Source organism: Streptomyces sp. NPDC090032, from assembly GCF_044748025.1.
In the GTDB taxonomy this organism is placed as follows: domain Bacteria; phylum Actinomycetota; class Actinomycetes; order Streptomycetales; family Streptomycetaceae; genus Streptomyces.
The window spans coordinates 15528-34341 of sequence record NZ_JBIVFF010000007.1 but is presented as its reverse complement, the minus strand read 5'-3'; the positions used below and the strand labels follow the sequence as shown (position 1 = coordinate 34341).

Below are 18814 nucleotides of genomic sequence, written 5' to 3'. Positions count from 1 at the left end.
GGCTGACGTCGACCCCCGCAAGGGCGGGCCACTGTCACCCGTTGCCGGTAATTCCCCTGCTGGTTCTGGCACTTCGAGCCATGCTCCGAGAGGCGGGCCGCTGCCTAGAGTCGGGGCCATGGTGCTGCGAAACGCCGTGCACAAGGACCTTTACGCCGACTCCGTCGCCCTCATGAAGGTTGCCGCCCGCCTGGCCGAACCGCCGGGCATCGAGACCGTCAGCCTCGTGATGGGCACACCCGCCAACCGCGACGTCCTCGCGCGGTCGGGGCTGCTGACCGACCTGGGACAGGACGCCGGCCCCAACGACCTGCTCGTCGCCGTCCGGGGCGAGCCCGACGCGGTGGACCACGCCCTCGCCGTGGTGGTCGATGCCCTGTCCGGTCCCGGCGAGGACGCCCCGAGCGCCGGGACGGGCACCGGCACGGACACCGGTCCGCCGGTGCGCTCGCTGGCCGGCGCCCCCGCCGGCGCGAGTCTCGCGCTGATCTCCACCCCCGGCCCGTACGCGGCCGCCGAGGCCTTCAAGGCGCTGCGCCTGGGCATGCACGCCTTCGTCTTCAGCGATCACGTGCCGGTCGAGCAGGAGGTGCTCCTGAAGCGGGAGGCCGCCCGCCGCGGGCTGCTCGTCATGGGCCCGGACTGCGGAACCGCCGTCATCAGCGGCATCCCTCTCGGCTTCGCCAACGAGGTGCGGCGGGGCCGCGTCGGCCTGGTCGGCGCCTCCGGCACGGGGCTGCAGCAGGTGTCGAGCCTGCTGCACTCCATGGGCGCCGGGGTCAGCCATGTGATCGGCACGGGCAGCCGCGACGTGAGCGTGGAAGTGGGCGGCCTGACGATGCGGGCCGGGCTCGACGCCCTGGCCGCGGACCCCACCACGGAGGTCATCGTCCTCGTATCCAAACCGCCTGCCCCGCAGGTGGCCGAGCAACTGCTGGATCACGCGGGCGCGTTGGGCAAGCCGGTGGTGGCCTGCTTCCTCGGCACGGACGGGTGCTCACCCGCCCCGGCCCGAGTCACTCCGGCCCCCACCCTCTTCGAGGCGGCGCGGTCCGCCGCGGCCCTTGCCGTCGGCGGGGCACTGCCGCCCGGCGAAGAGCTGCCCAAGGTGCCCGCCCCCGCTCCGCCACGCCACCTGCTGCGGGCCCTGTACGCGGGCGGCACGTTCGCCCACGAGGCGGCCTGGCTCCTCGGCCCGGTGCTGGGTGACCTCACCCGTACCGCTCCCCCGCCCGTGCCGGGATCCGCCCCGCGCCTCCCGGACCGACATCTCGTACTCGACCTCGGCGACGACGCGTTCACCGCGGGGCGACCTCACCCGATGATCGACCCCACGGTCCGCACCGAGTATCTGCGGGCAGCCCTCGCGGACCCGCGCAGCGCCGCGGTCGTCCTGGACGTGGTCATCGGGCACGGCGCCGCTGCGGATCCGGCAGCGGCTCTCGCCGGGGCCCTGGCCGAAGCTCCTGCCGACACCCCACCGGTGATCGCCTTCGTCGTGGGCACCGATGACGACCCGCAGGGGCTCACCGCGCAGCGGCGGATACTGCGCGACGCGGGTGCGTACGTCGTCGACAGCAGCACGACCGCCGCGCGCACGTGCGCGGAACTCCTCGCCAGTTGTGCTGACTTGGCGCTCACCCCCGTCGGGTCCCGGATCGGAGAGACCGCATGACCGCACAGGCCTCACCCGCTCAGGCCGCCCCCGCGCAGGGCCTCCTGGCCGCCGTGCCGCACGTCGTGAACGTAGGTGTCGACGCGTTCGCCGGGCCGCCGCGTGCCGCGGGCGCGACGGTGACCGCGGTCGACTGGCGCCCCCCGGCCCAGGGTGATCCGGAACTCGGCGCCGGGCTCGCCCGGCTGGTCGCGCACCCGGCCGTCGAGGCCGCCAACGCCGAGGCGCTCAAGCGGGTCCTGGGCGTCGTGCCGTTGTGGACCGACGTCCGCCCCGCCGGGAAGCTCATCCCCGAACTCGCCCAGGACAGACTGCTGTTGCACGCCGGACCACCGATCGCGTGGGAGCGCATGTGCGGCCCGATGCGGGCGGCCGTCGTCGGCGCCGCGCTGCTTGAGGGCTGGGCGGCGACGGCGCGGGAAGCGGAAGCACTCGCCGACGCGGGAGCCATCCGCTTCGCCCCCTGTCATCACCATGACGCGGTCGGTCCGATGGCGGGTGTCATCTCCGCGTCCATGCCCCTGCTCGTCGTGGAGGACGAGGCCACGGGCCTGCGGGCCTACTCGAACCTCAACGAGGGGCAGGGCCGCTGCCTGCGCTACGGCGCGCTCGGCGACGACGTCATGGGGCGGCTGCGCTGGATGGGAGAGCGCCTCGGCCCCGCCCTGCGGGCGGCGATCGGCTCGCTCGCCGAGCCGGTGAACCTTCGGTCGGTCACCGCGCAGGCCCTGCAGATGGGCGACGAGTGCCACAGTCGCAACACCGCCGCGAGCGCCCTGCTCACCCGCGAACTGGCCGCCGCGCTCGCCCGGCACGCGGATCTCGGCGGGATCGAGGCGCTGGACTTCCTGCGCGACAACAACTACTGGTTCCTCAACTTCTCCATGGCCGCGAGCAAGTTGGCGCTCATGGCCGGACACGGCGTGCCGCACTCCACGGTCGTCACGGCCTTCGCGCGCAACGGGGTCGAGGTCGGCATCCGCGTCAGCGGCCTCGGCGACAGGTGGTTCACGGCGCCCGCAGCACCCGTGGACGGCCTCTACTTCGCCGGGTACGGGCCTGCCGACGCCAACCCCGACATCGGTGACAGCGCCATCACCGAGATGCACGGCCTGGGCGGGTTCGCGCTGGCCGCCGCCCCGGCGATCGTCGGCTTCGTGGGTGGCACCCCCGAAGGGGCCCGCCGCGTCAGCCAGGAGATGGCGACACTCACCGTGGGCCGGCACCGTGACTACCGCCTCCCCGGCCTCGACTTCGTCGGCAGCCCCGTCGGCCTCGACATCCGCAAGGTCGTCGACACGGTCCTCGAACCGGTCATCACCACGGGCATCGCCCACCGCGAACCAGGGATCGGCCAGATCGGCGCCGGCCTCACGCACGCCCCGATGCGCTGCTTCACGGACGCGCTGAGCGCCTTCGAAGAACCCCCGTCGGCCGCTGAGCCCGACGAGTGACGGACACAGCGGGAGACGGGGGTTGTTGTTCTGTGCGTACTGGGGTGGCACGCCCTGAACGGCACGTACGCCTCGCCGCCATCAGTCACGTGCACCTCAGCGCCATCAGTGACGTACACGTCGGCACGATCAGTACAGCCGTCGCCCCGCTGCTGCACGGCCCTCTCCGGCCGGCCCGCATCGTCGCCGCCACCCGCTACGCGGTCCATCTCGCCACCGGTGACCGGGAGTTGCCCGCGCTCGCCGTGGTGACCCGGGACGCGATCCGGCTGCCGAACGCGCTCGTCCTGCCCTTCTCGTCGGTGGACCGGCCGCTGAACTGGAACCCACCGCGGGGAGCCGGGGCCGTCACGCTCCAGGCCGGTTTGGGGGCAGGGCGCGTGGTCATAGGGCCGGTTCACTTCGAGCCGGAGGCGTCCTGGACACCGCCCCGTGTCCAGGGCGCCTCCTCCCCACCGGGCGCCGCGCGGCTCGCACGCACGGCGATGCTCCTCGAAGCACTGGCCCAACCTCTGCCGCCTCCCCTGGCGCCCCGCCTGACGGGCCTGCGCCACGCCCTGCACGCGGACGACGCGGGCGAAGTCCGGCGGGCCGCCCACGCGCTGGTCGGCCTCGGCCCCGGGCTCACCCCGTCCGGTGACGACATCCTGTGCGGCGCGCTGCTGGCGAGCCGGGCGTGGGGAGGCCCCCTCGCGCCCCTCTCGGAGGCGGTCGCGGACGCGTCCCGCCGTACCCCGCTGCTCTCGGCAGCGCTCCTGCGGCACGCGGTGCGCGGCGAATGCGTGCCGCAGGCCCAGGCGTTCCTGCGGGCGCTGAGCGGGGACGGTCTTCCCCTGGAACCCGCGGTACGCGAACTGCTGGCCGTCGGGCACCACTCGGGAGGCGACCTGGTGCGTGGGGTGCTCGCGGTGGGCCTGGGCCGGGTGCGGGCGACTACCCGTGGAAGTAGCGGTTGCCCTTGTCGATGAGGTGGGAGGCGTAGACGCGGCCGATCGCCGGCTTGCCACGGTAGAAGCCGACGTAGCGCTGTGCGCTGTCCACGACGACGGGGCGGGCGAAGCTGGCGAAGCGGTTGCGCTGCTGCTGCTCGGCCCAGGCCATGGCGGCCGGGTCGACGCGCTCGCTGACGAGGACGGGGAAGGCAGCCACGCCGGTCTGCAGGCCGACAGGGAGGCCGCCCTTGTTCTTCTTCGCGTACGTCAGGACCTGCGAGGTGAACGTGTCGACGCTCTGCGCGGTGATCTCGGGCACGGCGGCGGCGACGGTGAACAGGTGGAGGTTGGTGGCCATCCAGCTCATCCGGAAGTCGGCCCGCCGCCCGATGAGGACGGGCACGCCGGACCAGTCCTCCCAGCGTGTCGCGCAGCCGTCCGCCTGCAGGCGGCCCTCCACCGAGGCCAGGTAATTCCGTGCCGATTCACCGATCATGGCGGTGATTGTGCACGGTCAAGTCCCTTTCGGACCAGTCGGGGTACGACGGGGCCCTCCCGTCAGGCCGGGCCCAGCGCCGAGAGCGGGTCGTCGAGGACCGGCTGCCACGCCAACTCGGCAGCTCCGACAAGGCTGTTGTGGTCGAGCGTGCACGCGAGGATGGGGACGCCCCCGCTGCGGCCCCACAGGCTGCGGTCCGCGACGACGGCCCGCAGGCGGTCCGGGTCCGCGTCGAGGAGCGCCCGGTGCAGGCCGCCCAGGATGATGCGGTCGGGGTTGAGGATGTTCACCAGGCCCGCGAGGCCCAGTCCGAGACGGTCGATCAGGGCCTCGGTGGCCATCCGCACCTTCGGGTCGTCGAAGCGGCCGGCGATCAGGTCGCGGGCCTGCTGGAGCAGGGATCCGTCGGGGCCCGGTTCGCGGCCGGCCGCGTCGAGCAGGGCCAGCGGATCGGTCTCCACGTCCAGGCAGCCGCGGCTGCCGCAGTAGCAGGGACGGCCCTCGGGGTTCACCGTGAGGTGCCCGACCTCCAGGGCGAGGCCCGAACTGCCGGTGTGCAGGCGGCCGTCGAGGACGAGCGCGCCGCCGACGCCGCGGTGGCCGGTGGCGACGCACAGCAGGTCGCGTGCGCCACGGCCCGCGCCGTGGCGGTGCTCGGCGAGGGCCGCGAGGTTGACGTCGTTCGCGGCGAACGCCGGCCGCTCGATGCCCGCCTCCCGTACCCGCTCGGCGAAGATCTCGCGGACGGGCGAGCCCGCGGGCCAGGCGAGGTGCAGCGGGTTGAGGGCCGTGCCCTCGGGCTCGGCCACCGCGGACGGCACGGCGAGGCCCGCGCCGACGCAGTGGCTCCCCGTCTCGCGCAGCAGTTGGGCGCCGGCCTCCACGACCGAGCCGAGCACCTGCGCCGGGTCCGGGTCGATGATCTCGCAGCCGGGCGTCGTCGCGACGATCCGGCCGCCGAGGCCCACCAGGGCCGCGCGGTAGCCGTCCGCGTGGACCTGTGCGGCAAGGGCGACGGGGCCGTCCTCGGCGACGGAGAGACGGTGCGAGGGACGCCCCTGCGAGCCGGCGGCGGCGCTCGGCTTGGCGTCGATCCTGATCAGCCCGAGTGCCTCCAGCTCGGCGGCGACCGCGCCTGCCGTGGCCCGCGTCACCCCCAGTTCGGCGGTGAGCACGGCGCGGGTCGGCGCGCGGCCGGTGTGTACGAGTTCGAGCGCCGGACCGAGCGCACCACGGCCCCGCTCGAGACGTGGCGCACGCACGGAACCCTCCGCCTCGCCCGTCATCCGGCCCCCGGCCCCGGAGGCCGCCTTGCCACGCATCAGCAACTCCTCGCCCTGATCACCGTGTCGCATCGTATCCGGTGAAACGCCGCGGCCCCTGTGGGTGAACTCACCCCCGCGGGGAGGGTGTGGGGGGCGGTCCGGTGAGTCCGGTGACGCGCATCGTGAGATTCAGGCGGCCCCGGGCGAGCCCGGTGGCCGGGTCGCCGGTGCCGGGGTACACCTTCGGCACCCCGTGGAAGGCGAGCCGTGACGGCCCGCCGAAGACCAGCAGGTCCCCGGAGACCAGCTCCACGTCTTCGTACGGTTTGCCGCGGTTCTCGGTGTTGCCGAGACGGAAGACGCAGGTGTCGCCGACGCTGAGCGAGACGACGGGTTCCCGTGCGCGCTCGTCCTTGTCCTGGTGCATGCCCATGGTGGCGGCGCCGTCGTAGAAGTTGACCAGTGCCGTGTCGGGGTCGTAGTCGTCGCCGGCGGCGTCGTCCTCGTACGCGTCGACGAGCGCGCGTCTGCCCAACTCCCTTAGCCAGCCGGGGAAGGGGGCCACCTGCGCGCCGTTCACATCGGATGCCGTGCGCGTGTAGCGGTAGGGCTGCCAGTGCCATCCGAGACACACGGTCTGCACGGACATCACGCCGCCGCCGGGCAGTCGTGTGTGGCGCATCGGCACGGGCCCGGCCGCCCAGTCGCGGCAGGCGTCGACGAGTGCGCGCTGGGCCTCGGCGTCGAGCCAGCCCGGCACATGCACCGCGCCGGGGGTGATCTCCCGGCGCTCCCGGTGCACCGGGAAGAGCGGGGGCGCGTGTGGTTCGTGGCTGCCTGCCATGGCTCCATTGTCCCCGGTACGAGGATCCCTCCGCGTACCGGGGCGGGAGCGGTGGACGGTCAGCGGCGCATCACCTCGACCAGCTCCGTCACGGTGCGGGCCATCGCCTCGCGGCCCACGCTCAGGTACTTGCGGGAGTCGACGGCGTCGGGATGTGCGGCAAGGAACTCCCGGATGGCCGCTGTCATCGCTATGTTCAGGGCTGTGCCGACGTTCACCTTGGCGATGCCGCCCCGGACGGCCTGCGAGAGTTCGTCGTCACCGACACCGGAGGAACCGTGCAGGACCAGCGGTACGTCGAGGCCCTCCGAGAGCTGCTTGAGGAGGTCGTGGTCGAGCGTCGCGGTGCGGGTGGTCATGGCGTGCGAGGAGCCGATCGCGACGGCGAGGGCGTCGACGCCCGAGTCCGCCACGTAGGCGCGGGCCTCCCCGGGGTCGGTACGGGCGCCCGGCGCGTGCGCGTCGAGCGGCGCGGACCCGTCCTTGCCGCCGACCTCGCCCAGCTCGGCCTCGACCCACAGCCCGTTGGCGTGGCCCCAGTCGGCGGCCGCGCGGGTGGCCGCGAGGTTCTCGTCGTAGGGGAGCTTGGCCGCGTCGTACATCACCGAGCTGAACCCGGCGTCCGCGGCCTGGCGGAGCAGTTCGTCGCTCTGGACGTGGTCGAGGTGGAGCGCGACGGGCACCGAGGACGCCTCGGCGGTGGCGGCCGCGGCCCTCGCGAGGGGCAGCAGACGCCCGTAGCGGTACCGCACGGCGTTCTCGCTGACCTGGAGGATCACCGGCGCTCCCGCCGCCTCGGCGCCCGCCACGACGGCCTCGATGTGCTCCAGGGTGATGACGTTGAACGCGGCCACCGCGGTACGCGCCGCGGTGGCCTCGGCGACGAGCGCGCCGGTTGCTGCGAGGGGCACAGCCCCTCCTTTCGGAAGGCTCGGAAGCTCGGTCGACGGTCAGCCGGCGGTGAGGATCACCGAGCGGGTGAGGTGGCGCGGCTGGTCGGGGTCGAGGCCGCGGGCGGCCGCGACGGCGACGGCGAGGCGCTGCGCGCGCACGAGTTCGGCGAGCGGGTCGAGGCCGCCCTCGACCCAGAGGGCGCCGGTGCCTGCCACCTGCTCGGCGAGGCCTTCGGGCGCCGTGCCGATCATCCAGGTGGCGGTGCCCGCGGTGGTGACGCTGATGGGGCCGTGGCGGTACTCCATGGCGGGGTACGCCTCGGTCCACGACAGGGACGCCTCGCGCATCTTCAGGGCGGCCTCGTTCGCGAGGCCGACGGTCCAGCCGCGTCCCAGGAAGGTGAACTGGCCGCACTCCACGAGGCCTTCGGGCAGCGGCGTCTCGAGCGCGGCGCGCGCGTCGGCGACGGCCTGCTCGGTGTGCAGGCCGAGGTGGGCGCGCAGGAGCGTGAGCGCCGTCGTCGCGAAGCGGGTCTGGACGACGGACTGCTCGTCGGCGAAGTCCAGGACGATCACGTCGTCGGCGGCGGAGACGATCGGCGTGTTCGGGTCGCCGATGACGGCGGTCGTCCGGATGCGGCCCTTGACCGCGGCGAGCAGCTCGACGACCTCGGTCGTGGTGCCGGACCGGGACAGCGCGATAAGGCGGTCGTAGGGGCGACCGGCCGGGAACTCCGAGGCCGCGAACGCGTCGGTCTCGCCCTGCCCGGACTCCTCGCGCAGCGCGGCGAAGGCCTGCGCCATGAACCACGAGGTGCCGCAGCCCACGATCGCGACGCGCTCCCCCGGCGCGGGCAGCTTGCCGGCCTCGCCCGCGGCCAGGCCCGCCGCGCGCGTCCAGCACTCCGGCTGGCTGTTCAGCTCGTTCTCGACATGGCTCATGCCGTGCCCACTCCCTGATGTGTCGTGTCCGTGGACCGGTCGAATGCGCCGCATGCGTCGCTCTCGAACGGCCCCGCCGAGCGTATGCTCGTTCCTGCAAGAATTCGATACCTTTCGAGCATAACCAAGCATCAGGTAGTGCGCTAGGGTCACCGGAGAACGACGATTGGAGGCCGCGGATGTCCCGCGACGCCCGCTGGAAGTCCCTGCTCGAACTGCTCGTGGAGCGGGGGCGCCTGGATGTCGAGGAGGCGGCGGCCGACCTGGGGGTGTCCGCGGCCACGATCCGGCGCGACTTCGACCAGCTCGCCGAGCAGCAGATGCTCGTACGCACCCGGGGCGGCGCCGTCGTCCACGGGGTCTCCTACGAGCTGCCCCTGCGCTACAAGACCGCGCGCAACGCCTCCGAGAAGGAACGGATCGCCAAGGCGGTCGCCGACCTGATCACGCCGGGCGAGGCGGTCGGCCTCACCGGCGGGACGACGACGACCGAGGTGGCGCGCGCACTCGCGGTCCGCCCCGACTTCGCCTCCGGCTCCCCTGCCCTCACGATCGTCACGAACGCGCTGAACATCGCCAACGAGCTTGCGGTGCGACCCCAGTTCAAGATCGTGGTCACGGGCGGAGTCGCCCGGCCGCAGTCGTACGAGCTCATCGGCCCGCTCGCGGACGGCGTGCTGAGCCAGATCACCATCGACACGGCCGTGCTGGGTGTCGTCGGCTTCGACGTCGCCCACGGCGCCGCGGCGCACGACGAGGCGGAGGCCGCCATCAACCGGCTGCTGTGCGAGCGGGCGGAGCGCGTGATCGTCGCGGCGGACTCCAGCAAGCTGGGCCAGCGCGCGTTCGCCCGGATCTGCTCGACGGAGCGCATCGGCACCCTGGTCACGGACAGCGCCGTGGACGCGGCGACGGTGGAGCGCTTCGAGGAGGCAGGGGTCAAGGTCCTCGCGGTGTGACACCTCACGCCACACCTACGGATTTCATGGCTGCGGCCCCGCCCGGACGGGTGGGGCCGCAGTCATTCCCATGCGCCGGTGCGAGCGGATGTCGCGACCGTCACCCCTCGAACCGGCTTGTCCCCGGCCCGGGTGCCGCCCTACCCTGACTTTGTGCCGACACTAAACAAACTCGGGTCAGTCAAGGACGACAGCCCGCGGACCTCGCCCCTCACCCGCCTCCGTATCGCACTCACGATCTTCTTCGCGCTCGACGGCTTCATCTTCGCGGGGTGGGTCGTGCGCATCCCCGCCGTGAAGGAGCAGACCGGAGCTTCGGCGAGCACGCTCGGGCTCGCGCTCCTCGGCGTCTCCGCGGGGGCCGTGATCACGATGATGCTCACGGGGCGCCTGTGCAGGCGCTTCGGCAGCCATCCCGTGACCGTGGTGAGCGGTGTACTCCTGGCGCTGAGCGTCGCGCTGCCCCCGCTCACGCACTCGGCACTCACCCTCGGCCTGGTCCTGCTCGTGTTCGGCGCCGCCTACGGCGGGATCAACGTGGCGATGAACAGCGCCGCTGTCGACCTGGTCGCCGCCCTGCGCCGCCCGGTCATGCCGAGCTTTCACGCGGCCTTCAGCCTCGGCGGCATGCTCGGCGCGGGACTCGGCGGTCTGGTCGCGGGCCACGTCTCCCCCACCCGGCACCTGCTGGCCCTCACCGTCATCGGCCTGCTCGTCACAGCCGCGGTCGGCCCCACGCTGCTGCGCCACGACGCACCGACACCCCCGGACGACCACGGCCGTATACGGAACGAGCCCGCGTCGGCGTCCGAGCGGCCCGCCGGACGCGTGCGCGGGCTCGTCCTCGTCTTCGGCCTCATCGCCCTGTGCACCGCGTACGGGGAGGGCGCACTCGCGGACTGGGGCGCCCTGCACCTGGAGGAGGACCTGCACGCCCGTCCGGGCGTGGCCGCGGCAGGGTATTCCTGCTTCGCCCTGGCCATGACCATCGGCCGGCTCAGCGGGACGGCGCTGCTCGAACGCCTGGGCAGGACACGGACGTTGGTGTTCGGCGGAGCCACCGGCGCGGCCGGCATGCTGCTCGGCTCGCTCGCCCCCACCGTGTGGCTGGCTCTCCTCGGATTCGCCGTCACGGGTCTCGGCCTCGCCAACATCTTCCCCGTGGCGGTCGAACGCGCGGGCGCCCTCGCCGGACCCACCGGCGTCGCCGCCGCGTCCACGCTCGGCTACGGCGGCATGCTCCTCGGACCGCCGGTGATCGGCTTCATGGCGGAATGGTTCTCACTCCCCGCCGCGCTGACCAGCGTGGCCGTACTGGCGGGCGTCGCCGCCCTGACCGGCTTCGCGACCCGGCGCGCGGCCGTCTCCTGACCCGTACGGCACGAGGATCCCGCAAGGCCGCATTCAAGCCAGGTCGCATCGGGCAGACTCCCGCCATGGAGACTGCGGAACACATCGCGACGCTCGACGAGGAGGGCCGCCGCCTCGCCCGCGCCGCCGAGACGGCGGGCACGGACGCCAAGGTGCCGACCTGCCCGGGCTGGGACGCAGGAGACCTGCTGCGACACGTGGGGATGGTGCATCGCTGGGCCACCGCGTTCGTCGCCGAGGGGCGCACGTCGTACCATCCCGACGGCGGCCTGCCGGACCTGGACGGCGCGGAACTCATCGCCTGGTTCCGCGAGGGCCACGGCCGGCTCGTCGGGACGCTGGCCGGCGCCCGGCCCGACGTGGAGTGCTGGACGTTCCTGCCCGCGCCGTCGCCGCTCGCGTTCTGGGCACGGCGGCAGGCGCACGAGACGACCGTCCACCGGGTGGACGCGGAGTCCGCGCTGGCCGGGACGCCCGGCGTGATCCCCGCGGACTTCGCGGTCGACGGCATCGAGGAACTGCTGCTCGGCTTCCACGCGCGCGGCAGGAGCAAGGTCCGCTCGGACACCCCGCGCCTGCTGCGCGTACGGGCCACCGACGCGGGCCGGGCATGGACCGTACGGATCTCACAGGAGCCACCGGTCACGGAACGGGACGGGGCGGGCGAGGCCGGCGGAGCCGACGTGGCCGACTGCGAGCTGTCGGGCCCCGCGGCGCGGCTGTATCTGTCCCTGTGGAACCGGTTGCCGTTCCCGAGCCTCACCGGTGACGCCTCGCTGGCCGCACTGTGGCGGGAGCGGTCGGGGGTCACCTGGAGCTGACGACCGGCGGGGCGCGCCGAGGGCAGGTCAGTCCCGCGCGCCGCCCGCGAGCATCCGCCCCAATACCGCGCGCTGCAACGGGCGCACCTCGGTGTGCAGGTCGCGGCCCTTCTGCGTCAGGCAGACCCGTACACCACGGCGGTCCTCGGGGCACATCCCGCGCTCCAGGAGGCCGTCCTTCTCCAGGCGGCCGATCAGGCGCGAGAGGGCACTCTGGCTGAGATGGACCTGTGCGGCGATCTCCTGCACGCGGAAGGAGGAACTGCCGTCCTCCGCCGCGCCGTCGGCCAGGACGTCGAGCACCTCGAAGTCGCTGGCGCCCAGTCCGTGCTGATGCAGCTCACGATCGAGCTCGCACATGGTGCGCGCATGCACCGCGAGGATGTCCCGCCACTGATCCACAAGGCCGGGCTCGGCCTTTTTCGCCGCCATAACCGCACCGTAGCAGAAAAGACGGGCATTGTTGCATCGGAATTAAATGCACTTGCAGTCAATGCATATGCATGTAGTCTGCTCCGCATGACCTCTCCGCTCACCAACACTCCTATGTCCCAGGAGCGTTGGTCCCCCCGTCTGTGGGGCACACTGCTCGTCCTCTGCGCCGCGATGTTCCTCGACGCCCTCGATGTGTCGATGGTCGGAGTCGCCCTGCCGTCCATCGGCTCGGAGCTCGACCTGTCCACGTCGACGCTGCAATGGATCGTCAGCGGCTACATCCTCGGCTACGGCGGCCTGCTGCTGCTCGGCGGCCGCGCGGCCGACCTGCTCGGCCGGCGCCGGGTGTTCCTGATCGCCCTAGGCGTCTTCGCCCTCGCGTCCCTCCTCGGCGGACTCGTCGACTCCGGGCCGCTCCTGATCGCCAGCCGCTTCATCAAGGGCCTCAGCGCCGCGTTCACCGCACCGGCCGGCCTGTCCATCATCACCACGACGTTCGCCGAGGGCCCGCTGCGCAACCGCGCGCTCTCCATCTACACGACCTGCGCCGCGACCGGCTTCTCCATGGGCCTCGTCCTGTCCGGCCTGCTCACCGAGGCCAGCTGGCGCCTGACCATGCTGCTGCCCGCGCCGATCGCCGTGATCGCGCTGCTCATCGGCATCAAGCTCATCCCGCACAGCGAACGCGAGAAGAACCACCGCGGCTACGACATCCCCGGCGCCGTCACCGGCACCGCGTCGATGCTGCTCCTCGTGTTCACCGTCGTCCAGGCACCGGAGGCGGGCTGGGCCTCGGCCCGCACCCTGCTCTCCTTCCTGGCCGTCGCCGTCCTGCTCACCGTCTTCGTCGCCATCGAGCGCCGCTCCCCGGGCCCACTGATCCGCCTCGGGGTGCTGCGCTCCGGCTCACAGATCAGGGCCCAGCTTGGCGCGATGGCGTTCTTCGGCTCGTACGTCGGCTTCCAGTTCCTCGTCACCCTGTACATGCAGTCCCTGCTGGGCTGGTCCGCGCTGCACACCGCGCTCGCGTTCCTGCCGGCGGGCGCCCTCGTGGCGCTCTCCTCGACGAAGGTCGGCGCGATCGTCGACCGGTTCGGGACGCCGCGCCTGATCGCGGTGGGCTTCACCTTCATGGTGATCGGCTACGCGCTGTTCCTGCGCATCAACCTCGACCCGGTCTACGCGTCCGTCATCCTGCCGACGATGCTCCTGATCGGCGCGGCCTGCGCCCTGGTGTTCCCCTCGCTCAACATCCAGGCCACGAACGGCGTCCACGACGACGAGCAGGGCATGGTCTCGGGCCTGCTCAACACCTCGGTACAGGTGGGCGGCGCCATCTTCCTCGCCGTCGTGACGGCCGTCGTCACCGCGAACTCCGGCGAGGGCTCGTCCCCGCAGGCCGTCCTCGACAGCTTCCGGCCCGGACTCGTCGTCGTCACCGCGATCGCCCTGGTGGGCCTGCTGATCACCCTCACCGGCCTGCGGACCCGTCGCCCTCAGGGCACGATCCTGATCGCGAAGTCGGTACAGGAGGAGGGGTCCGTAGAGGAGTCGATGAAGGAGGAGGCGGACGCCGCCGCGCGGACGGAGCGCGTCGCGGTCCACGACTGACCCACAGCCCCTCGCCCCATCACACACACGGGTGCGCCCGGCCGGCAGTCCCCTGCCCGCCGGGCGCACCCGTGTGTCAACGGCGCCCGTCCGCTCAGCCGAGCCAGCCGGGCCGCACGAGGCCCGACTCATAGGCGAGCACGACCAGTTGGGCCCGGTCACGCGCGCCGAGCTTCACCATCGTGCGGCTCACATGAGTCTTCGCGGTGAGCGGGCTGACGACGAGACGGCGGGCGATCTCCTCGTTCGACAGGCCGATGCCGACCAGCGCCATCACCTCACGCTCACGCTCGGTGAGCTGCCCGAGCGACTCGGCGGCGGCCGGCTCCTTGGAGCGCGCCGCGAACTCGGCGATCAGCCGCCGGGTCACCCCCGGCGAGAGCAGCGCGTCCCCGTGCACCACCGCCCGTACGGCGCGCAGCAGTTCCTCGGGCTCGGTGTCCTTGACGAGGAACCCGGAGGCTCCGGCGCGGATCGCCTCGAAGACGTACTCGTCCAGTTCGAAGGTGGTCAGCATGACGACCTTCACGCTTTCCAGCGCGGCGTCGTCGCCGATGCGGCGGGTCGCGGCGAGCCCGTCGAGGACCGGCATCCGGATGTCCATCAGGACGACGTCGGGCCGCAGTTCGCGTACGAGGCGCACCGCCTCTTCGCCGTCGGAGGCCTCCCCCGCGACCTCGATGTCGCTCTGCGCGTCGAGCAGCGCCCGGAATCCGGCGCGGACGAGCGACTGGTCGTCGGCTAGCAGTACGCGGATCAACGGTCCTCCTCCGTCGGCGTGAACGGCAGTTCGGCGAGCACGCGGAAACCGCCGTCGGGCCGCGGTCCCGCCTCGATCGTGCCACCCAGCGCGGCGGCCCGCTCACGCATCCCCGCAAGCCCGTTCCCACTGCCGCCGGCCGCCTCATGGCTCGCCGGCCCGTCGTCGTCGATGCGCAGGGACAACGCGGTCCGCGTGTACCGCACCTCTACGCGCGCGTTGCGTGACTCGGAATGCCGTACGACGTTGGTGAGCGCCTCCTGCACGATGCGGAACGCGGCGAGGTCGGCGCCGGGCGGCAACGCGGCGCGCGATCCTTCCGTGGCGACCGCGACCGTGAGGCCCGCGCTCGCGGCCTGCTCCACGAGTTCCGGGAGCCGGTTCAGGCCCGGGGCGGGGGCGCGCGGCGCGTCGCCCGGGGTCCGGAGGGTGTCGAGGACCTGACGGACCTCGCCCAGCGCCTCCTTGCTCGCGGACTTGATGGTGGTGAGGGCGGTACGGGCCTGCTCGGGGTCGGAGTCGAGCAGGGCCAGACCCACGCCCGCCTGGACGTTGATGACCGAGATGGAATGCGCGAGCACGTCGTGCAGCTCCCGCGCGATCCTCAGCCGCTCCTCGTCCGCGCGCCGCTCGGCGGCCTTCGCCCGCTCGGCGCGCTCCTTCGCCCACTGCTCGCGCCGCGTCCTGACCAGCTCGGAGAAGGCCACGATCGCCAGGACCCACGCGGCGATGAAACCCTCCTGCCCCCAGGACGCGGCATCGTCTCCCGACGGCGGCAGATATGCGTACAGCCAGTGCGCCACGAGGACGTGCCCCACCCAGAACATCCCGACCGCCGCCCACGCGGCTCTGCGGTGCCCCGCGACGATCGCCGCGTAGCAGCCCACGGCCACGGTGATGAAGACCGGCCCGTACGCGTAGCCCGCGCCGAGATAGACCGTCGCGCACGCCGCCGTGCCGAAGGCCACCAGGACCGGGTACCGCTGACGCCACAGCAGGAGAAGGCCGCCCGCGATCAGCAGCACGCGGGCGAACACGTCGAGGCCGGCGCGCTCGGTCTGGGCGTGCGCCGCGAAGTTCGAGCCGACGAGGACGAACGCGGTGATCAGGACGGTGGAGCGCCAGGGCCAGCGCGGCCCCTCGCCCGAGGCGCCCCACCAGGGCGGCCCGTAGCGGCCTCGCCCGGCGGCGCCGGTCATCGTCCAGGGCGGCCCGTAACGCCCGAGGTGCGGCGGACCCGCCCAGGTCCGGGGCGGGCCGCCGGCGCCGCGTACGTGCTGCTCATCCATGACCGCAACGCTAGACGCCGGACACCGTCGCGGGCGTCAGCCGGGCGTGGTGATCACGTCTACTCCCCGGGGAGTACGCGACGCAGTCCCGGCGCCGCGCGTCACATCCGGGGCGGCACCAGGCCCGCGCCGTGGGCGAGCTGGGTCGCGGCGTGGGTGAAGAAGGCGGCACGGTCCTCCACGACCCGGTTGAACTGGCCGAACAGCTCGAAGCCGATCAGGCCGAACAGCTGCGCCCAGGCAGCGACGAGCGCGGCCACCACCGCGGGCGGCAGGTCGGGCGCCAGGTCGGCGGCGAGCCGCTCGGCCTCGGGCCGCAGCTCCTCGGCGAGCGGCGGCTCGGCCAGCCCTTGGCCCTGGTGGGCGTCGCGGACGATGCTGAAGAACAGCAGCCCGACGCGCGACGCGGCCGGGACGGTCGTCAGTGGCGCGGTGTATCCGGGTACGGGCGAGCCGAAGATGAGCGCGTACTCGTGCGGGTGGGCGAGCGCCCAGGCGCGAACGGCTTCGCTGACGGCGATCCAGCGGCGCACGGGTGCGAGCGCTTCGGCCTTGTTCTTGTTCGCGGTGTCGCTCGTCCCGGAAGCTTTCGCGGCCTGCTTGAGCAGGGCGGCGTCCGCCTGCTCGGCAGCCTCGCCGACGGAGTCGTACGCGTCGATGATGAGCGCCGTCAGCAGGTCGTCGCGGCTGGGGAAGTAGCGGTAGAGCGCCGAGGAGACCATGCCCAGCTCGCGGGCGACGGCGCGCAGGGACAGCTTGGCTGCACCCTCGGCCGCGAGCTGTCTGCGGGCTTCGTCCTTGATGGCGGCGGTGACTTCTTCCCGTGCCCTGGCCCTGGCTCCTCGTGCGGTGCTCATACGGGCAGTGTCCCACGCGTCCGGAGCAGTGCACACGTTCCGGATCGATGCACACGTTATGGATCGGTGCACTCATTCAGGAGCGATGCACTCGTTATTTCGGAGCGATGCACTCGATGGCGGGTGCGGCTCATCCGGCGGCGGCCAGAAAAGAGAGCACCGCTCTTGCTTTGGATCACCGATCTCGTGCACACTGATCTCAAGCGAGAGCAGTGCTCTCGCAATCGAGACCGAGATCCACGAGACCGAGATCCAGGAGAACCGCTATGCCCGTGAACGCCCAGTCCGGCTCGTCCTCCTCCCCGAGCCCCTCATCCCCCTACTACCTCAAGGGCGGCCGCCTCAACGTCAGGTTCAACGGCGTGATCGGCTGGCTCGCGCGGCACGGCGTCAGCCTGATGGGGTCCGCCGAGCTCTCCGTGCGCGGCCGCAAGAGCGGCCAGATGCAGCGCATCCCGGTCAACCCGCACACGCACGGGAACGCGCAGTACATCGTGTCGGCCCGCGGGCACTCCCAGTGGGTGCGCAACATGCGCGTCGCCAAGTCCGGCGAGCTGCGCGTCGGGCGCAAGGTCCGCACGTTCACCGCGACCGAGGTGTCCGACACCGGACAGAAGTCGGCGATCCTGCGCAGCTACCTGGAGAAGTGGGGCTGGGAGGTCAACCAGTACTTCCAGGGCGTCACCGCCAAGTCGACCGACGAAGAGCTGACCGCGGCCGTGCCGGACCACCCGATCTTCCTCATCACGGTCGAGAAGTAGCGTCCGCATCGTCGACCGACGACTCGGCCGATGCCCCGGCCGAGGACGCGGCCGCGGGCGCCGACCGGTCCAGGCGGCTCAGGACGCGGCCGGCGATCGGATACGTCCTGACGATCTCGCCCAGCGTCGTCGACCCGCGGGTGATGCGGGCGAACGCCTTCCACGCGGGGCGGAACCCGGTGATCGCCGCGTGCAGCATCCCGGGCCTGCGCTCGAAGAGCGTCAGCATCCGCTTGCCGACGCTCATCTCGACACCGAGCCCGGCCTTGACCGCGAACGCGTAGTTCAGAGCCTGCCGGCGCGCGTCCACCGCGTCGTGCGCCTCGGAGACACGGACCGCCCACTCCCCCGCGAGACGACCGGACCGCAGCGCGAACGAGATGCCCTCGCGGGTCCAGGGCTCCAGGAGACCCGCCGCGTCACCGCACACGAGGACGCGACCGCGCGAGAGCGGCGAGTCGTCGGCGCGGCAGCGCGTCAGATGGCCGGAGGAGACCGACGGCTCGAAGCCGGCGAGGCCGAGCCGGGCGATGAAGTCCTCCAAGTACCGCTTGGTGGCAGCCCCTTCGCCCCGCGCCGAGATCACACCGACCGTCAGGGTGTCGCCCTTGGGGAAGACCCAGCCGTAACTCCCGGGCATCGGGCCCCAGTCGATGAGGACGCGGCCCTTCCAGTCCTCGGCGACCGTCTCGGGCACGGGGATCTCCGCCTCCAGGCCGAGGTCGACCTGGTCGAGCTTCACCCCGACGTGCGCCCCTATGCGGCTGGCACTGCCGTCCGCCCCGACCACCGCGCGGGCCAGGATCGTCTCGCCGTCCTGGAGGGTCACGGCGACGGTGCGCCGGTCGGGCACGGCCGAGCCGTGCTGCTCGACCCGCGAGACCGTCGTCCCCGTGCGCAGCTCGGCGCCCGCCTTCTGGGCGTGCTCGACGAGCTGGTGGTCGAAGTCGGCGCGGTTCACCAGGCCGAAGAGCATGTGGCGCGAGCGCCGGGTACGGGAGAACTTCCCGTCGAGGGAGAACGTCACCGCGTCGATCCGGTCCCGGAAGGGCAGCTCGAACCCCGGGGGAAGCGCGTCCCTGGAGGGGCCGATGATGCCGCCGCCGCACGTCTTGTACCGGGGCAGTTCAGCCTTCTCCAGAAGGAGGACGCTGCGTCCGGCGACCGCTGCCGCGTAGGCGGCGCTGGCGCCCGCGGGGCCGGCGCCCACCACGACGACGTCCCACACCTGCCCGCCGTCACCGGCGTCCGCCGCGTGCTCGCCCGTTCCCTTGCCGTCCGCCGAGTTCTCGCTGCTCACGATGGTCTACTGCTCCCGATCCAGCCGTCTGCCGCACCTTTCCCAGGCATCCTACGGCGGTGTCCCGCCGACCCCTTGTGGCAGGATCGGCACCGCATGCCCTGTGCACGAAACGCTCACGCACACCAGCCGACGGCGGACCCGCA

At 72.6% G+C, this 18814-nt stretch carries 18 protein-coding genes; 8 read left to right on the top strand and 10 right to left on the bottom strand.

The window, feature by feature from the left end:
• Positions 1-118: 118 nt before the first annotated feature.
• The 3 genes from fdrA to ACIPWY_RS18265 are packed head-to-tail and all read left to right on the top strand — an operon-like array spanning position 119 to position 4097.
• A complete protein-coding gene (fdrA, locus tag ACIPWY_RS18275) occupies positions 119-1675 on the top strand; it encodes an acyl-CoA synthetase FdrA (RefSeq protein ID WP_401533889.1) in 1557 nt (518 codons plus the stop codon).
• Positions 1672-3129 (top strand): DUF1116 domain-containing protein, encoded by a 1458-nt coding sequence (locus tag ACIPWY_RS18270; RefSeq protein WP_401533887.1) that lies wholly within the window; start codon positions 1672-1674, stop codon positions 3127-3129. The genes fdrA and ACIPWY_RS18270 overlap by 4 nt, the downstream gene beginning before the upstream one ends.
• 44 nt (positions 3130-3173) lie before the next feature.
• Complete coding sequence (locus tag ACIPWY_RS18265) at positions 3174-4097, top strand: DUF2877 domain-containing protein (protein ID WP_401533885.1); 924 nt, start codon at positions 3174-3176, stop codon at positions 4095-4097.
• On the opposite strand, the gene ACIPWY_RS18260 is transcribed toward ACIPWY_RS18265, so the two are convergent.
• From ACIPWY_RS18260 to ACIPWY_RS18240, 5 genes are all read right to left on the bottom strand, one after another.
• Positions 4063-4557 (bottom strand): levansucrase, encoded by a 495-nt coding sequence (locus ACIPWY_RS18260; protein ID WP_362907634.1) that lies wholly within the window; start codon positions 4555-4557, stop codon positions 4063-4065. The two genes, ACIPWY_RS18265 and ACIPWY_RS18260, sit on opposite strands and share 35 nt — an antisense overlap.
• A 62-nt stretch (positions 4558-4619) precedes the next feature.
• Complete coding sequence (locus ACIPWY_RS18255) at positions 4620-5846, bottom strand: ROK family protein (RefSeq protein ID WP_401534331.1); 1227 nt, start codon at positions 5844-5846, stop codon at positions 4620-4622.
• 106 nt (positions 5847-5952) lie between these two features.
• A complete protein-coding gene (locus ACIPWY_RS18250; protein WP_401533883.1) occupies positions 5953-6669 on the bottom strand; it encodes an alpha-ketoglutarate-dependent dioxygenase AlkB family protein in 717 nt (238 codons plus the stop codon).
• 59 nt (positions 6670-6728) lie between these two features.
• The gene (locus ACIPWY_RS18245; RefSeq protein WP_362907638.1) at positions 6729-7580 is read right to left on the bottom strand and encodes a class II fructose-bisphosphate aldolase; all 852 of its coding nucleotides are present in this window, start codon (positions 7578-7580) and stop codon (positions 6729-6731) included.
• 39 nt (positions 7581-7619) lie between these two features.
• Complete coding sequence (locus tag ACIPWY_RS18240) at positions 7620-8504, bottom strand: SIS domain-containing protein (RefSeq protein ID WP_362907640.1); 885 nt, start codon at positions 8502-8504, stop codon at positions 7620-7622.
• A gap of 179 nt (positions 8505-8683) precedes the next feature.
• On the opposite strand from ACIPWY_RS18240, the gene ACIPWY_RS18235 reads away from it, so the two are divergent.
• The 3 genes from ACIPWY_RS18235 (at position 8684) to ACIPWY_RS18225 (ending at position 11655) form a co-directional block, all read left to right on the top strand.
• Positions 8684-9463 carry a DeoR/GlpR family DNA-binding transcription regulator gene (locus tag ACIPWY_RS18235; protein ID WP_362907642.1) on the top strand — a complete coding sequence of 260 codons (780 nt, stop codon included), beginning with the start codon at positions 8684-8686 and terminating at the stop codon, positions 9461-9463.
• Between the two features lie 153 nt (positions 9464-9616).
• Positions 9617-10834 carry an MFS transporter gene (locus ACIPWY_RS18230; protein WP_393700513.1) on the top strand — a complete coding sequence of 406 codons (1218 nt, stop codon included), beginning with the start codon at positions 9617-9619 and terminating at the stop codon, positions 10832-10834.
• Between the two features lie 65 nt (positions 10835-10899).
• A complete protein-coding gene (locus ACIPWY_RS18225) occupies positions 10900-11655 on the top strand; it encodes a maleylpyruvate isomerase family mycothiol-dependent enzyme (protein ID WP_393700511.1) in 756 nt (251 codons plus the stop codon).
• A gap of 27 nt (positions 11656-11682) precedes the next feature.
• On the opposite strand, the gene ACIPWY_RS18220 is transcribed toward ACIPWY_RS18225, so the two are convergent.
• Complete coding sequence (locus tag ACIPWY_RS18220) at positions 11683-12087, bottom strand: MarR family transcriptional regulator (protein WP_362907644.1); 405 nt, start codon at positions 12085-12087, stop codon at positions 11683-11685.
• 87 nt (positions 12088-12174) lie between these two features.
• Between ACIPWY_RS18220 and ACIPWY_RS18215 the strand changes: the two genes are divergently transcribed.
• Positions 12175-13701, top strand: coding sequence for an MFS transporter (locus ACIPWY_RS18215; protein ID WP_362907646.1), 1527 nt, complete (start codon positions 12175-12177; stop codon positions 13699-13701).
• A 94-nt stretch (positions 13702-13795) separates the two neighbouring features.
• On the opposite strand, the gene ACIPWY_RS18210 is transcribed toward ACIPWY_RS18215, so the two are convergent.
• From ACIPWY_RS18210 to ACIPWY_RS18200, 3 genes are all read right to left on the bottom strand, one after another.
• Entirely contained in the window at positions 13796-14461 is a 666-nt protein-coding gene (locus ACIPWY_RS18210) for a response regulator transcription factor (RefSeq protein ID WP_362907648.1), read from the bottom strand.
• The gene (locus ACIPWY_RS18205; RefSeq protein ID WP_393700508.1) at positions 14458-15750 is read right to left on the bottom strand and encodes a sensor histidine kinase; all 1293 of its coding nucleotides are present in this window, start codon (positions 15748-15750) and stop codon (positions 14458-14460) included. The genes ACIPWY_RS18210 and ACIPWY_RS18205 overlap by 4 nt, the downstream gene beginning before the upstream one ends.
• Positions 15751-15851: 101 nt before the next feature.
• Positions 15852-16607: a TetR/AcrR family transcriptional regulator gene (locus tag ACIPWY_RS18200; RefSeq protein WP_393700506.1), complete on the bottom strand. Its 756-nt coding sequence runs from the start codon at positions 16605-16607 to the stop codon at positions 15852-15854.
• A 266-nt stretch (positions 16608-16873) separates the two neighbouring features.
• On the opposite strand from ACIPWY_RS18200, the gene ACIPWY_RS18195 reads away from it, so the two are divergent.
• A complete protein-coding gene (locus ACIPWY_RS18195) occupies positions 16874-17368 on the top strand; it encodes a nitroreductase family deazaflavin-dependent oxidoreductase (RefSeq protein WP_393700504.1) in 495 nt (164 codons plus the stop codon).
• Here the strand turns inward: ACIPWY_RS18195 and ACIPWY_RS18190 are convergent.
• Positions 17352-18668, bottom strand: coding sequence for a geranylgeranyl reductase family protein (locus ACIPWY_RS18190; RefSeq protein WP_393700502.1), 1317 nt, complete (start codon positions 18666-18668; stop codon positions 17352-17354). The two genes, ACIPWY_RS18195 and ACIPWY_RS18190, sit on opposite strands and share 17 nt — an antisense overlap.
• Positions 18669-18814 lie beyond the last annotated feature (146 nt).

Coding starts and splice junctions, on each gene's coding strand:
- fdrA (WP_401533889.1), top strand. CDS start 119: ATGGTGCTGCGAAACGCCGTGCACAAGGACCTTTACGCCGACTCCGTC.
- ACIPWY_RS18270 (WP_401533887.1), top strand. CDS start 1,672: ATGACCGCACAGGCCTCACCCGCTCAGGCCGCCCCCGCGCAGGGCCTC.
- ACIPWY_RS18260 (WP_362907634.1), bottom strand. CDS start 4,557: ATGATCGGTGAATCGGCACGGAATTACCTGGCCTCGGTGGAGGGCCGC.
- ACIPWY_RS18255 (WP_401534331.1), bottom strand. CDS start 5,846: ATGACGGGCGAGGCGGAGGGTTCCGTGCGTGCGCCACGTCTCGAGCGG.
- ACIPWY_RS18250 (WP_401533883.1), bottom strand. CDS start 6,669: ATGGCAGGCAGCCACGAACCACACGCGCCCCCGCTCTTCCCGGTGCAC.
- ACIPWY_RS18240 (WP_362907640.1), bottom strand. CDS start 8,504: ATGAGCCATGTCGAGAACGAGCTGAACAGCCAGCCGGAGTGCTGGACG.
- ACIPWY_RS18235 (WP_362907642.1), top strand. CDS start 8,684: ATGTCCCGCGACGCCCGCTGGAAGTCCCTGCTCGAACTGCTCGTGGAG.
- ACIPWY_RS18225 (WP_393700511.1), top strand. CDS start 10,900: ATGGAGACTGCGGAACACATCGCGACGCTCGACGAGGAGGGCCGCCGC.
- ACIPWY_RS18220 (WP_362907644.1), bottom strand. CDS start 12,087: ATGGCGGCGAAAAAGGCCGAGCCCGGCCTTGTGGATCAGTGGCGGGAC.
- ACIPWY_RS18215 (WP_362907646.1), top strand. CDS start 12,175: ATGACCTCTCCGCTCACCAACACTCCTATGTCCCAGGAGCGTTGGTCC.
- ACIPWY_RS18205 (WP_393700508.1), bottom strand. CDS start 15,750: ATGGATGAGCAGCACGTACGCGGCGCCGGCGGCCCGCCCCGGACCTGG.
- ACIPWY_RS18200 (WP_393700506.1), bottom strand. CDS start 16,607: ATGAGCACCGCACGAGGAGCCAGGGCCAGGGCACGGGAAGAAGTCACC.
- ACIPWY_RS18195 (WP_393700504.1), top strand. CDS start 16,874: ATGCCCGTGAACGCCCAGTCCGGCTCGTCCTCCTCCCCGAGCCCCTCA.